At 45.4% G+C, this 14,653-nt stretch carries 15 protein-coding genes; 11 read left to right on the forward strand and 4 right to left on the reverse strand.

The annotated features are described in order from the left end of the window. The first annotated feature begins 21 nt into the window (after window positions 1-21). From tnpA to aat, 4 genes are all read left to right on the forward strand, one after another. Window positions 22-450 carry an IS200/IS605 family transposase gene (tnpA, locus tag JJ941_RS09230; protein ID WP_290964159.1) on the forward strand — a complete coding sequence of 143 codons (429 nt, stop codon included), beginning with the start codon at window positions 22-24 and terminating at the stop codon, window positions 448-450. A gap of 336 nt (window positions 451-786) precedes the next feature. After that, on the forward strand, window positions 787-3,195 hold the full coding sequence (locus JJ941_RS09235; protein ID WP_290964162.1) for a zinc-dependent metalloprotease: 2,409 nt from the start codon (window positions 787-789) through the stop codon (window positions 3,193-3,195). 6 nt (window positions 3,196-3,201) lie between these two features. Then, a complete protein-coding gene (locus tag JJ941_RS09240) occupies window positions 3,202-4,065 on the forward strand; it encodes a hypothetical protein (protein ID WP_290964165.1) in 864 nt (287 codons plus the stop codon). 33 nt (window positions 4,066-4,098) lie between these two features. Continuing rightward, the gene (gene aat, locus JJ941_RS09245) at window positions 4,099-4,683 is read left to right on the forward strand and encodes a leucyl/phenylalanyl-tRNA--protein transferase (protein ID WP_290964168.1); all 585 of its coding nucleotides are present in this window, start codon (window positions 4,099-4,101) and stop codon (window positions 4,681-4,683) included. A 224-nt stretch (window positions 4,684-4,907) separates the two neighbouring features. Here the strand turns inward: aat and JJ941_RS09250 are convergent, their stop codons facing one another. The 3 genes from JJ941_RS09250 to JJ941_RS09260 form a co-directional block, all read right to left on the reverse strand. Beyond that, window positions 4,908-6,044 carry a hypothetical protein gene (locus tag JJ941_RS09250; RefSeq protein ID WP_290964171.1) on the reverse strand — a complete coding sequence of 379 codons (1,137 nt, stop codon included), beginning with the start codon at window positions 6,042-6,044 and terminating at the stop codon, window positions 4,908-4,910. Window positions 6,045-6,274: 230 nt separating this feature from the next. Then, window positions 6,275-6,955 carry a hypothetical protein gene (locus JJ941_RS09255; RefSeq protein ID WP_290964173.1) on the reverse strand — a complete coding sequence of 227 codons (681 nt, stop codon included), beginning with the start codon at window positions 6,953-6,955 and terminating at the stop codon, window positions 6,275-6,277. Next, window positions 6,948-7,517: an RNA polymerase sigma factor gene (locus tag JJ941_RS09260; RefSeq protein ID WP_290964176.1), complete on the reverse strand. Its 570-nt coding sequence runs from the start codon at window positions 7,515-7,517 to the stop codon at window positions 6,948-6,950. Before JJ941_RS09260 ends, JJ941_RS09255 begins: the two co-directional genes overlap by 8 nt. Before the next feature lie 702 nt (window positions 7,518-8,219). Here JJ941_RS09260 and ffh point away from each other — a divergent pair. The 7 genes from ffh to JJ941_RS09295 all read left to right on the forward strand — a co-directional run bounded on the left by ffh (window position 8,220) and on the right by JJ941_RS09295 (window position 13,722). Further along, window positions 8,220-9,560, forward strand: coding sequence for a signal recognition particle protein (gene ffh / locus JJ941_RS09265; protein ID WP_290964180.1), 1,341 nt, complete (start codon window positions 8,220-8,222; stop codon window positions 9,558-9,560). 35 nt (window positions 9,561-9,595) lie between these two features. Continuing rightward, a complete protein-coding gene (gene rpsP, locus JJ941_RS09270; protein ID WP_290964183.1) occupies window positions 9,596-10,525 on the forward strand; it encodes a 30S ribosomal protein S16 in 930 nt (309 codons plus the stop codon). A gap of 18 nt (window positions 10,526-10,543) precedes the next feature. Continuing rightward, window positions 10,544-11,080, forward strand: coding sequence for a ribosome maturation factor RimM (gene rimM, locus JJ941_RS09275; protein WP_290964188.1), 537 nt, complete (start codon window positions 10,544-10,546; stop codon window positions 11,078-11,080). After that, the gene (gene trmD / locus JJ941_RS09280; RefSeq protein ID WP_290967658.1) at window positions 11,080-11,772 is read left to right on the forward strand and encodes a tRNA (guanosine(37)-N1)-methyltransferase TrmD; all 693 of its coding nucleotides are present in this window, start codon (window positions 11,080-11,082) and stop codon (window positions 11,770-11,772) included. The genes rimM and trmD overlap by 1 nt, the downstream gene beginning before the upstream one ends. 39 nt (window positions 11,773-11,811) lie before the next feature. Then, entirely contained in the window at window positions 11,812-12,165 is a 354-nt protein-coding gene (rplS, locus tag JJ941_RS09285; protein ID WP_255133988.1) for a 50S ribosomal protein L19, read from the forward strand. Between the two features lie 105 nt (window positions 12,166-12,270). Continuing rightward, on the forward strand, window positions 12,271-12,825 hold the full coding sequence (locus JJ941_RS09290) for an adenylate kinase (RefSeq protein ID WP_290964196.1): 555 nt from the start codon (window positions 12,271-12,273) through the stop codon (window positions 12,823-12,825). A gap of 153 nt (window positions 12,826-12,978) precedes the next feature. Continuing rightward, on the forward strand, window positions 12,979-13,722 hold the full coding sequence (locus JJ941_RS09295) for a DUF1499 domain-containing protein (protein WP_290964199.1): 744 nt from the start codon (window positions 12,979-12,981) through the stop codon (window positions 13,720-13,722). An 11-nt stretch (window positions 13,723-13,733) separates the two neighbouring features. Here JJ941_RS09295 and JJ941_RS09300 read toward each other — a convergent pair whose 3' ends face one another. Then, window positions 13,734-14,639, reverse strand: a complete 906-nt coding sequence (locus JJ941_RS09300) for a hypothetical protein (protein ID WP_290964202.1) — start codon at window positions 14,637-14,639, stop codon at window positions 13,734-13,736. Window positions 14,640-14,653: the final 14 nt, after the last annotated feature.

The following is a 14,653-nucleotide window of genomic DNA, read 5'->3' on the forward strand; positions in this document are numbered from 1 at the left end:
CTAAAAATTAAACCAAGAGACATGCCATTTATAAAAATGTATGGGCATTTTGTTTGGGCTACAAAAAGTAGAAAAAAGCTTTTAAGTCTGGATAATAAAAATATTCTGTGCCAACACATTCGGGAGTATTCAAAAGCCAAGCAGATTCACCTCTTGAATATTAATGGCTGGCATGATCATCTTCATGCTTTAATTTCAATATCGTCTGATCAGAACATTCAGACGATCATGAACCTGATAAAAGGGGAGTCTTCATATTGGGCAAACAGAAACCTCTCGCTTCCTGAGAAGTTTGGTTGGCAAGAAGAGTATTTCGCTGTGTCAGTAGGGGAATCACAACTGAAAAGAGTAAACGGCTACATTGATAAACAAGAAAAGCATCATCAGGTAAAGCCTTTTTCAGAAGAATATGAGGAGTTTATCAAAAACTATCGTTTTCATTCTAAGTAAAAATTACTCCGCCCTTCAGGGCGGTGAAAGGCACTGACCCGGCTTGGGACAGGGCTTTAGCCCTTTAAGAACCTCCAAGCGCCCCCAAGGCCTTGGAGCGTTCGCTGGTTTTTTTAAAGCTAACTGAATTTCAACTACGAATCCGCAACGCTTCCAGGACCTACGGACGCTGAAAGGTTGCTAAAAGTGAGTAGGGCTTTGAATTTATTTTAATAGGAGCCCTTAAAGATTCGGCAATCCTCTAAAACTTTAACATTTTTCTTATCCGCTCTTCTTTCAGATATTGGCTGAAACCGTTATTTAGCGACCCTTCAACCCAAACAAAACTCTGCATTAATGAAAAGAGCGTTTACTTTTGTTGTGATGATGCTTGTGGCCAGCCAGGTATCAGCACAAATCCCGTCTATATCCGAAAAAACAGAAGGCCTTACTAAAACCGAAGGATATTTTGATTACTACTTCGATGAATCAAAAGACCAGATTTGGTTAGAGGTCGATAAACTGAATACCGAATTCTTATACGTGAATTCATTAACGGCAGGTATCGGTTCTAATGATATTGGGTTAGACCGGGGACAACTTGGGGATACCCGGGTAGTTTATTTTGAGCGCCGGGGACCGAAAGTTCTCATGGTTCAGCCTAACTACGAATATCGGGCAGAAACAGATAATGAGCTGGAAAAGAAATCGGTTCGGGAGGCTTTTGCCTCATCCATTATTGCCGGGTTTGAAGTGGCAGCCGAAGAAGACGGGAAGGTGTTAATTGACTTAACAAGCTTTTTACTCAGAGATGCTCATGGAGTAACTAACACGCTTCGTAGATCAAATCAGGGGTCCTATAGTTTGGATAAAAGCCGGTCTGCTTTATACAAAGAAGGCACCATGAACTTCCCCCAAAACACTGAGTTTGAAGCCACTCTTACCTTTGATGGGAGTAATCCCGGCGGATACGTTCGCTCGGTAGTGCCAACACCGGAAGCCATCACCGTACGTCAGCACCACTCGTTTATTGAATTGCCGGATGATGGTTATGAGAAAAGAGCGATGGATCCCCGGTCTGGATATTTCGGCATTTCATATCAGGATTATGGAACACCCATTGATCAGGATTTGACCAAACGATTTATAGCTCGCCATCGACTTGAAAAGAAAAACCCGGAAGCCGAAATGAGTGAACCGGTTGAACCGATTGTGTACTACCTGGACAATGGAACCCCCGAGCCGGTCAGAAGTGCACTGCTTGACGGTGCCCGCTGGTGGAATGAGGCTTTTGAGGCGGCCGGCTATAAAGATGCATTTATCGTAAAAATTCTCCCCGAAGATGCGCACCCGCTCGATGTCCGCTATAATGTCATTCAATGGATTCACCGTTCAACTCGCGGATGGTCGTACGGCTCCTCAGTAACCGACCCGCGCACCGGTGAAATCATAAAAGGTCATGTATCACTGGGTTCGCTGCGTGTACGGCAGGATTTCCTGATCGCGGTCGGATTGCTCGCCCCTTATGGTAATGACGAGCTCAACACGACCATGCAGGAAATGGCCCTTGCCCGAATCCGGCAGCTTTCTGCACACGAAGTAGGTCATACCATTGGAATAGCTCACAATTTTGCAGCCAGCGTTACCAACGATGCTTCCGTGATGGATTATCCACACCCGCAACCTAAGCTCGTGAATGGAGAAATAGACCTTTCTGAACCATACGATGTGGGAATTGGTGAGTGGGATAAAGTGGCCGTGGCTTACGGCTATCAGGATTTTCCGGAAGGAACCGATGAGAAAGAGGCGCTCGATGAAATTTTGGAAGAAGCCTATGACTCCGGCCTGAAGTATATCTCGGATACCGATGCCCGCCCGCAAAGCGGAGCACACCCCGATGCCCATCTCTGGGATTTTGGTTCAGATCCGGCTACCCAGTTATCAACCATCCTGGAAATCAGGAAGGAAGCACTTGAGAATTTCGGGGAAGCGAATCTGAAATCCGGAGAGCCAATGGCAGAGCTGGAAGATGCTTTAGTGCCAATGTACTTTTTTCACCGCTATCAGCTGGAAGGCACCGTGAAGTTAATTGGCGGGCTGGATTACAGTTATAATATGAAGGGAGATAATTTATCTGCCCCGAAAATAGTGGCTAAATCAACTCAGCAAAAAGCGTTGGATGAGATGCTGAAAGCTATTGAGCCGGCCACACTGGCTATTCCTGAAAATCTGCTGGAGCTTATACCCCCGCGGCCTTCTTCATTGGGCTATTCGCGTGAACTGTTTAATGGTAATGCAGGTCCGGCCATGGATGCATTAGGCATTGCTGAAACAGCTGCCGACTTACCCGTCAGCCTGATTCTGAATGCAGAACGAGCCAATCGCTTAGTTGAATACGGAGCTCGTGATAACAACCTGAGCCTGGAAACGGTTCTGGATGAACTCATCGATGCCAGCTGGAACAGAAAATCTCAAAACGGATACCTGGGATCTATTCAACGTGTGGTTAACCACGTGGTGCTGAAGAACATGATTGAACTGGCAGCAGATAATGATGCCAATCCGGTTACAAAAGCCATCACGCATAAAAAACTAACCGATCTTCAGTCCAAATTATCCGGTAAAAAAGATGCCGACAGCCAATATGCTGTTTATACCATTGGCCGGTTTTTAACCAATCCCGAAGAATTTGAGGTCGAGGATGCCCCGGCTCCGCCTCCCGGATCACCGATCGGCTCCGGCAGCATGATCTATTGTGATTTCTAAAGAAGTATGAATAACAGAAAGAGAATATCTGCCACTTTACTTTTCTTCTTCCTTTTTGGGGTGTTGGGATCTATAGTGGCACATCCTTCGGTAACAGTAGTTATAGACTCGAAGGGTAATATTTTCTACAGCGATCTTTCCCGGGTTTGGATGATATCTCCCGATGGAGACAAAAAAGTTGTTGTAGAGAACGTTCACACCCATAAGCTTTGGCTTTCCCCTGACGATGAACTCTTCGGAGAAGATGTGCGAAATCAGGGAGATAATTATCGCCACAAAGTATGGATGCGGCTCCCGGATGGCACGGTTGAAGACGTAATGGGTTGGAGAAATGGCTATCCGGATGAGTATAGCGACTATTCGTTTGTCCGTGACAATGAAGGCCATTCTTATGTGCTAGACAGACCCAATAAGCGGATAAAAATTTACAGGAATCAGGAAGTGGTTCACTCATATTCTCTTTCAAAGTTTGAGGGTAGCCCGCGCTGGCACACGCTCAGTCCGTCCGGAAATCTATTTGTTTCTTTTGAAGGATTTATTGTGAAGGTTTCTGAAAAAAGCAGCTCGAAGTTAACGGAATCTCTTATTGAGCGAACCCCTGAATTTGACTGGGTTGGTGATCATCACGCATTGATGGGGATGTGGTTTGACCGTGAAAAAGAATTGTATGTGGCCCTTTTTTCAGGGCAGAGGGTGATTAAGGTTTATGAGGGCGGGGCCAAAGAAGTGGTATATCGCTCTGAAGGAGACTGGTCGGTTACGGGCGGAGCGTTTGCGAAAGATGGATCCGTTGTTTTACTTGAATTCTCAAATTCCAATTCCGTGCGCATCAGAAAAATCAGCGAAGATGGTACAAGCACGGTTTTTTGAAAAAGACCTTCAGAATATTCACTTAATCCATTCATGAAAATCATCCCGCCGGAAAGTTTGGTGGAAGCCTACAGTCAGGGAATATTCCCCATGGCTGAGCATAAAAAGGCCGAAGATGTAAACTGGTACACGGCCCGAAAGCGTGGCGTTATTCCCATTGGCAAGTTCCACACATCAGATAACCTCGCCCGGATTATTCGGCAGGGAAGGTTTGAGGTTCGGGTAAATGAAAACTTTCGTGACGTAGTGAAACAATGTGCCAACCGGGAAACCTCATGGATTAATGATCTGATCATCAATTCCTATGATGTGCTGAACCAATATGGCAACGCCTGCAGTGTGGAGGCTTATCGGGATGGCGAACTGGTGGGAGGATTGTACGGGGTAAAGTTAAAAGCTGCTTTCTTTGGCGAGAGTATGTTTAAAAAAGAAAAGTGGGCAGACAAAGCCGCACTTTATCATTGCCACGAGATCTTAAATAAGAACGGCTTCCTGCTTTGGGATACCCAGTTCTACACCGATCACCTGGCTCAGTTTGGCTGTATCGAAATTGATGCTGCTGAATATGAAGAAATACTGGATAGAGCTCTGAATAAAGAGTGTAATTTCCTTTTGTAAGGGTAAATGAGCGAAGGTGTTACCGTGTTAAAGTTCAGGCAATAGCGCAAGCGTCCGCTTGAACGAGAGGGGCTTGAATGAGAGTGCCACTTCTGAAGATACTTTAACACATTCACACCTAAACACAATCGCACGTTAAAGTAAAAAAGCCACCCCGAATACGGATCGATGAAATTCATGACCGGTATCCAAGGCAGCTTTCTGGATAGGATGTTAGTTACACTTTAGTATTCGGTGAGGGTTACAGCATTTAATGCCGCTTCCCTGGAAATTTGTCCCTTATCGAGTTGATTGAATGTTGATTTCTTAACCTGGAAATCGACCCGCTCGGGAATGATGTCGCTTGATTCATTGATGTTCAATGAAACCAACAAGTATTGGTCGTCTTCAAGAGAGCTGAGCGTACGACCATAATCAATAATGAACTCCTTGGTTTTTGCAACGAGCTCATCATACTCTTGCTCTAAGGTCTCATTAAGTTTCTGCTCCCGCTTTTCCAGCTCAACTCTTAAATCCTGAACCTCTTTTTCTTTTTCCTCTGAAAGGGAATTATTCAGATAACCCAACCTAAGTGTTCCGGATAACCCATGTCCACGATGTAGATCTAAGGAGTAAAGCGCTCCAAAGTTGTCCAGATACATGTAGGACAGAGAATTGCTGCTAATAAGGTGATACTCATTTCCATCACCCTCACCCAAAGCCGTTCCAAAAATGTTGCCAAGTACTTTAAGGTCGAGTCGTTCTTTGTCTTCAGAGGTTGAAACAGACAGGCGGCTTTGCAAAGCCTCTGAATTTATTCTGCCACTTCTGAAAGCATCCAAATCCGATTTTTTTGCAGAAACTGAAATAACAGGAAGCGAGGAAGGTCGGTCTTCTTCATCTCCTCTTATACTATAAACAGCAGTGCGGTTTCCGGTAGCGTTAGCCGAGCCATAGATAACAAGGATGCTTTCATTATTTTTAAGCTGGCCGATTGTTGAAGCATAATCCTGTAAAAACTCACCAATTCGGGTGGTTACAGACTCCTTATCAATCGTGCGATCGGAATCATCGGAACTGTACTGGAAAACAACCTGTCGGTTCGAGCCCGAGCTTCCGCTGGATATAATGTATCTGTTACTGGTTGCCGGAATCATGAAAATGACTCCATAGCCCGGAATGTAGGTTCCCTTTACATTTCCGGATGAGCCGCTTCCAAAAATCGTATATCCCTGTGAGCGCACCTGCACGGTGCCTTCATTAGAGGTAAACTGGGTTTTAAACATTTCGCCCAGAATATTCTCCATGATCTTGATGTCGCGGTTCATGCGGTTGGTATCAAAATCCTGAGCAAAGGAAAGGGAAGACAGCAAAAGTGTCATCAACCCAAACAGAATTATTCTGGAAAGAAAATTAGGGCTGTCATTGCGAGGAGCCGCGTAATTTGAATTTGATCTGTCAACTTGATCGACGAAGCAATCTCCTTGATTAAGCTCGAAAGTCGATTTATGGAGATTGCCGCGGGATTTGCTCCCGATGGTCGCGGAATCCCTCGCAATGACGGGGTTTTTAAAAGTGTTCGTTTTCATATTCATAATTTTGTCCTGTAAATTTAATTTCCGGTACTTACCGTTTGTATGAGTTCGCCTAATACCTGATCGGTTTGTCTGAATCGGTCGTAATATGTTTCTTCCATGTTATAGAGCCCGGAGGTGATCATTTGCAGGTCTGATTGCCGCTGCTGCTCAATGTAATCCGCAAAGTTAACCAGTGTTTTTTCAATCCGGTTTTCCTGTTGCTGTTGTGCCTGCTGAATGGCATCCGAAATCATGATGGCATTATCTTCCCTGACTTGTTGCAAAAGCATTTCAACCTGCTGCGGGGTGAATCCTTGTTGGATAATTTCCTGTTTCTCTCCAAAGGCCAGGTTAAAACTGCCATCGTCAACAGTGATGTTTAATTTTGTGAAGGCCCCTATGACAACGAAGACCGCCAGAAGCGAGGCCATAGCAAAGCCGGTGCGGGCAAATCCGTTTTGAGGAAGCAACCCTCCGATTAACTCATTCCACCACTCCTGTAATCCGGATTTGTGGGGTTCAACCATTACCAGCTGCTCGGCCGGGTCCTGAACCGGTAGGTGAGAAAGCATCGAGCGTACATTCGACAGTTCTTCCAGCTCTTTCTTCAGCCCCGGGTTTTGAGATAAAAATTGTTCTAATTCGTTTCGTTGATCCGGCTCCAGTTCATCATACAGATAATCCATGAAGAGCGATCGTGCGGTTTCTTTATTCATAATCAAACACCTCTTTGTTGATGTTCCAGGAGTCGAACGTCTTTTTGAGTGCGCTCAACCCGTAATACAATCTTGACTTTACTGTGTTTTCGGGTTCATCTAAAATTTCTGCTATTTCTCTGAAGGTTAACCCTTCATACTCTTTCATAATTACCACTACCCGCTGCTCTACCGGTAGTTGAAGGAGCGCTTTGTGAAGCAGCACCAGTCCTTCGTTTCGGAGAACCGTGCCATCAGCAGGAGTGGCCGTTTCGGTTTGTGGGGCAATTTTGAGCGCTTCATAAGAAGTGGCTCGTTTTCGGCCCGCACGCTTCAATTCATCGAGGCAAAGGTTGTTGGCGATGGTGTACAACCACGACCCAAACTTGTTTACATCATCCAGTGTATCCAGTTTGTGGTATGCTTTGATGAATGTTTTTTGAGTGATCTCGGCGGCGTCATCGGAACTGGCAAAAAACCGGTAGGCAAAGTGGTGAATGCGATCCTGCCATCGCGTTACCAGCGTATTAAAAGCCTGGTGATTTCCACCACGAAAATCCTGTACCAGTTGTGCGTCTTCCATGTGTTCGTGTTGTCCCGAGTTCATTCTGAAAGTAAGACGAGGAGAAGGGGAATATAGTTTTAAAAGAAATGAAAGTTGATAGGTGAGAGTTGAAAGTAGAGGGGTGATGGAGCTTTGCCAGCCGAATACAGTCACACCCATCACCCCGCTTCTGCCGATTAATGCACATGGCCCTGCTAAGCGGAAGCGGAATGATGGATTGTATTCTCGGTTACTCAGCGTTGGGAGAGTCATGTCATCCCAATAAATCTCAACAATAAAAAAGGGGGAAGTGATCAACCTTCCCCCTTATCTCTCTTCGCGTATGAAGCTATTCCGTACGTTGCGAAACAACTTCAATAGTTTTTACCTTTTATCTCAGTTGTTGTTCCATGCCGGCAATAGCGCAAGCGAACGCTTGTGTGGTGTTGATCAAAGGAGGGTTAATGTGATTGACCAGTAAGTTCGTCCAAATGGAGGCTTAAACAACCCATAAAATAATATTATCAACTCGCTCAGCAGGGCCCCGGCTTTTTCTCGTTACGAACGTCCCGTTCGTAATACTTGCCTGAACCTCCGGTTTAAAAGAGGGAAAGATCGAACCGTTACTTCCGGCTACAATTATCACTCAAAAACATTTATCCACATTGTTGTTGATAACACGGAAAAGAACCCGTATTTTTACAGGCTCTGTAATTGGCGGAGAAAAATCCTGTTAACATTATGTTTGAAGATTTATCCTCAAAATTAGACAAAGCCTTTCAGTCACTGAAGGGAGAAGCACGCATCACGGATGTGAATGTAGCGGAGACTGTCCGCGAAATTCGCCGTGCATTGCTGGATGCTGACGTTAATTATGAGGTTGCCCGCCAGTTTACGGAAGATGTCAAAGAGCAGGTGCTCGGTTCTGATGTACTCACCAGTGTTAATCCCGGCCAGCAGTTCACAAAAATTGTGCACGACAAGCTGGTTGAGACCTTTGGTGGCGAAAAGGCCGACATTGCTAAAGCTGACACTCCTCCTACAGTAATTCTTATAGCTGGACTTCAGGGTTCGGGTAAAACGACCTTTACCGGTAAGTTAGCCCGACACTTAAAGCAGGAGCATAAAAGGAATCCTCTTCTTGCTGCCGCCGATGTTTATCGCCCTGCCGCTGTTGACCAGCTTAAGACACTCGCTTCGCAAATTGATGTTCCGGTGTATTCCATCGAGCAGAAAGATGCGGTTCGTGTTGCCAAAGAAGCCGTTTCCATGGCTAAAAGTTTGGCGCTCGATACGGTTATCATTGATATCGCGGGTCGTTTACACGTAGATGAGGAGATGATGAATGAGGTTGCGGAAATTAAGAAGGCCGTAAATCCTCACGAAATCCTGTTTGTGGTCGATTCCATGACCGGGCAGGATGCTGTTAACACAGCCAAAGAGTTTAACGAACGCATTAATTACGACGGCGTGGTTTTAACCAAGCTGGATGGTGACACCCGCGGTGGTGCTGCCCTTTCCATTAAGACCGTTGTAAACAAGCCCATCAAATTTGTGAGTACCGGCGAAAAGCTGGATGCTCTTTCTCCTTTTTATCCCGACCGTATGGCTCAGCGTATTCTGGGCATGGGAGATGTGGTTTCGTTTGTTGAAAAAGCTCAAAAAGAATTTGACGAGAAGGAAGCAGAAAAACTTCAGCAAAAAATTCGGTCGGATAAATTCGACCTGAACGACTTTCTCGAGCAAATTCAGAAGATCAAGAAGATGGGAGACTTCGGTGATCTTGTTTCTATGATACCCGGCGCCAGCAAAGCATTGAACGATACTGAAATCGACGATGATGCCTTCAAACCAATTGAAGCTATAATCTTATCAATGACGCCGGAGGAACGCCAGGAGCCCGAGCTGCTAAACGGAAGTCGAAGACGCCGAATAGCCAAAGGATCTGGCACCACTGTTCGTGAGATCAATCAACTCATGAAGCAGTTCGATCAAATGAAAAAAATGATGAAGACCATGTCAAAAATGGGTAAAGCCGGACGTGCTCTTCAAGGATTGAAGAATCTGCCTATCGGCCGATAAGAACTTATAATTTAAACACACATTGGAGAACAGCATTGTTAAGAATCAGATTACAACGAAAAGGACGTAAAAAACGCCCGATTTGGCATATCGTAGTAGCCGAAAGACACGAAGCTCGTGATGGACGTATCGTAGAGCGTGTGGGTCGTTACGACAACGTAACCGAGAAAAAAGAAGTGGTACTCAACGAAGACCGCATTCTTTATTGGTTAGACACCGGCGCTCAGCCTACCGACACCGTACGTAAAATCCTTCGCCAAGAAGGGGTACTGTACAAGCGTCACCTCATGAACTGGGGCAAGAGCGAAGAAGAAATTGAAAAAGCACTGGCAGAATGGAAAGAGTACAGAGACTCTAAGAAAGAAGATGCCACCAGCCGCAAAGCAGACTACCAGGAAGTGCTTGCTGCTGAAGAAAGAGAATACAAAGAGCAGCTTCAGAAAAAAGCGAAGCAAGCTGCTGCTGAAGTAGAAGCTGAAAAAGCAGCTGCCGATGCAGAAGAAGATGAAGCTCCTAAAAATGAAGCCGAAGAAATTGAAGCGGCATTAGAAGAAGCTGAGTCTGATGACTCTGCGGAAGAAACAACAGAAGCTGCCGAAGAAGAAACTACAGAAGCGGAAGCAGAAGCTAAGGAAGAAGCAGCTGATGAAGCTGAAGAAAAAACCGAAGCAAAAGAAGAAGCACCTGCAGAAGACGAAGCAGAAACAGAAGAAGATTCTGCTGAAGCTGCTGAAGAGGAAACGGAAGAAGCCGCCGAGGAAGAAACCAAAGACGAAGAGCCGGCTGAAGAAGAGAAAGAAGAAGCTGAAGAGGCAACTTCTGATAAGGTTTCCACTGACATGAATGCCAAAGAGGCGATAGATCACATCAACAACACCGATCTTGACGACCTTAAAGGATTTGTCCCGGAAGACGAAGACCGCGTGACGGTTCAGCGTGCCTGGGAAAGCAAACAAGAAGGATAAAATTAATATCCGGCGCCGATGAATCAGGACGCCAATACACCGGGCTTTGTTCAGGTGGGGCACGTTGAACGCTCCCATGGACTTGAGGGCGAGGTCAAAGTTTTCTTTGATGTCGATGACCCGCAGAAGGTTGAAGAACTGAAGGTGGTGTATTTGCGGAATGAACGAGGCGATTTTTACCCGGCCCGAATCATGGATTTTCGGGTAGAGGGAAAAAGAAATAAAATTTCGTTCTTTGTACAATTTGACCATGTCGCTGATCGCACCGGCGCAGAAGCATTGAAAAGCAAAGGTATATTTCTGGAAACAGAGGAAGCCGAGCCTTTTGTATATGCAGAAGCTGAAACCGACGATTCATTAGTTGATCATGAAGTATATGACGGAGATGAATCAATCGGGTTGGTGGTTGATGTGATGAACAATCCGGCTCACCCTATTTTAGTAGTAGCTACTACATCGGGAAGCCGCCTGATTCCATACATCGATCATTTTGTAGAAGACCGGCGCGACGGTAACATCTATTGCCAGAACCTGGATGAACTGGAGGGAATATGATGAGAATTGATATTATTTCCGCCATTCCGGCTTTGCTGGATGGGCCGCTAAACCACAGTATTGTGAAGCGGGCTGTCGATAAAGAGCTGGTTGAAATTCATGTGCACGACCTTCGGGATTACACCGAAGACAAGCACAAGAAAATAGATGATTACCCCTATGGTGGCGAACCCGGAATGGTGCTTACACCGCAGCCGATATTCAGCTGCATCGAAAAGCTCCAGTCCGAACGTGATTATGACGAACTCATTTTCACTGCGCCCGATGGCGATGTTTTTGAACAGCCCGATGCAAACGCATTATCGCTCAAGAAAAACATCATCATCTTATGTGGGCACTATAAAGGCGTTGATCAGCGGGTAAGAGATGAACTCATCACCAAAGAGTTTTCCATTGGTGATTATGTGCTTTCAGGAGGTGAACTCCCGGCAATGGTTATTACTGATGCTGTTGTTCGCCTGCTCCCCGGTGTGTTGGGAGATGCAGGAAGCGCACTCAATGATTCATTTCAGGATGGACTGCTGGAAGGTCCGGTTTATACACGTCCGGCAGAGTTTAAGGGGATGAAAGTCCCGGATGTGCTGCTTTCCGGCGATCACAAAAAAGTGGCCGAATGGAAACAGGAGCAATCCGAAAAACGGACCAAAGAACGAAGAAAAGATTTGTACGAAAAATTTAAGAAAGAACATTAATAACAATCCTGATAGCTATCGGGATTAAATTTAGAAATCATGGATAAGTTAAAACTTGTAGAGCAAAGCCTGATAAATGAGGACGTTCCTCACTTTACAGCCGGAGATACTGTAAATGTTCACTACCGCGTGCGCGAGGGTGAGAAAGAGCGTATTCAGCAGTACGAAGGCGTTGTGCTTTCTGAAAGAGGAAGCGGCCCGAACAAGACGTTTACTGTTCGTAAAATCAGCAGCAACGTTGGTGTTGAGCGTGTATTTCCGCTGAACTCTCCTTTCATCGCTAAAATTGAAGTGAAGAAAAAAGGAAAAGTAAGACGTTCAAAACTATTCTATCTGCGCGACCTGCGAGGTAAAGCTGCTCGTATTCAGGAAAAAGGCGCGAAGAAACAATAAATTCGCCGGCTGAATTTTACTGCGATCTTAGACTTTTAGTTAACGTTCTAAGATTGCAGGTCAGCTTGTTATGGCTATTTATCAGATCAATCTAACTAACGAAGAATGAATATTATTCTGTTTGGCCCTCCGGGGGCGGGAAAAGGGACTCAGGCTAAATTATTACAAGACGAGTTCAACATTCCACATCTTTCAACCGGAGATATTTTTCGGGCAGCGATCAAAAATAAAACGCCACTTGGGGTTAAGGTGAAATCTATTTTGGATTCCGGTGAATTAGTGCCTGACCAAACCGTTGTTGACCTGGTTGCAGATGAATTGAGTAAAGACAAATACCAGGAAGGGTACATTCTGGATGGTTTTCCAAGAACGGTAGTTCAGGCTGAAGCTTTTGATGCTTTTCTTGAAAAAAACAACGACGAGCTCGATGCTTTCATCCTGTTGTCGGTTCCTGAGGAGGAACTCATTAAACGAATTCTATCCCGGGGTGAAGGTCGATCGGATGACACCGAAGAAAAAGTAAAAACCCGCCTTCAGGTATATCGGGAAGAAACCCAGCCGGTAATGAAGCATTATGAAAAACAGGGTAAAGTTCAGGAGATAGATGGCATCGGAACCATCGATGAAATCTTCGGGCGAATTAAAAACGCTCTTTCCTAATCGTATTTAAATCCCGCCACCGAGCGGGATTTTTTGTTTCTGCTATTCTGTAAACGCTGGGCCACAGATATTTAACGGAATCGTCATTCGGAACGATTACCGGGATTTCTTGTGTATAATACTAAAGGCATAACAAAATGTAGGAGTAAGTGAATGGCAGCAACAAACAAAAAAGGATCCGGCTTATTAAAATGGGGGACTTCTTTAGCCGTTTTGGGCGGACTGGCAGTGATCCTTTCCGGCTATGGATATCAGTGGGGTTGGTGGCACTTCAGTACCGGTTTTTCAATCATACCCTGGGGAACTGGATCAGCCATTTTAGGTGGAATTATAGGAACTGTCGGTTTTTTCAGGATGAAAGAACGAGGTCAGAATTATACCATCGCCGGTTTCACTGCAATGATTATCGGGTTGGCTGCATTATCAAATTTTGGTTACTGGTACTTGGAAGTTCAGAAAGGATACCCACCTATCCACGATATCACAACGGATACAGTAAACCCGCCAGAGTTTGATGCCATTGTTCCTCTCCGGCAAGATGCTCCAAATCCCCCGCAATATATTCATGTGGACGGCCCGGCCGAAGCCCAAAGAGAATTTTATGAAGGGCTGGAAACGCTGAACGTTTCAATGGATTATGATGTGGCTTATAACCGTGCTCTTGAAACAGCGCGTGAAATGCCCTGGCAAGTTGTAGGTGAAAATAAGCAGGAAGGACGAATAGAAGCTTACCACAAATTGCCCTGGTTTGGGTTTATTGATGATGTTGTGATTAGGGTTGATACCACCGCAACGGGAAGCAAGATAGATGTGCGATCGAAGTCAAGAATTGGAAGAGGCGATTTAGGGGTGAATGCAAAACGCATTAAATCCTACTTTGAAGCTTATCAGAAATAAGACGGTTGATTTCAGGGGATACGTTTTGCGACTTCTTCTGCTAATAAATTAGCAGCCTCCGGCTTCATACGGAACCAAAGTTCCGGCTCAATAAGCTCCAGCTCAGAAACAGCCAGCTCTCCTGAATTATTGAATACCATATCAACCCGCGCATATGCCGGAAGCTCGGGGCAGGCTAGTAATGCTCGTCGGGCAAATTCAATCTCATTCTCCTTAGGCGAATATGCATGTACGGTTCCGCCAAAATCATCCTGTACTCTGAAGTCGCCCGGTTTAGCTTTTTTCAGCACTGCGTGACTAAAGGTTTCCCCAAAAAAGACAAACGACCATTCTCCACTGGTAATAACGGATTCCTGAAAAGGCTGCAGCATGAAATCTTCTTCCAGCATTACCTCTTCAAGCTTTTGGGCAACGGTGTCCATGTTTTTAGGGTGAATGCGATAAGTGTGGCGGCCGGCTCCACCAACCGTTGGTTTGATCACGGTATCCTGCCATCCTGTAATGGTGTGAATCTGGTGTATCGATAGTCCATTTCCGCTGTCGAGATATCGGGTAGGAACTACGTTAACGCCACTCCCGCTGAGATCATCCAGGTAATGCTTGTCCATATTCCAGCGGATCAGCTGTTCAGTATTGATGAAATGGGTTCTTGAAGAGGTGTTTTCCATCCAGCCCTTGAACTCATCAAACCGATTAAAATAATCCCAGGTTGTTCTGAAAAGAACGGCCTTGGTTGAAGACCAGTCAAAGTCAGGGTCAGCCCAATCTTTTCTGTCCACTTTCAAGCCGATGTTCTGCAAAGCCTCTTTCACGATACGGTCTTCCGTAAGAATATTTTGAACATACCCGCCGGGAGCAGAAGGATTTACATATCGAGAGTCAGTAAGTATGACAACATCAAAATCAGGTTGGGGCATAGGAAGCGGGCTTT

The sequence above is a fragment of the Gracilimonas sp. genome, from assembly GCF_017641085.1.
Lineage (GTDB): Bacteria > Bacteroidota > Rhodothermia > Balneolales > Balneolaceae > Gracilimonas.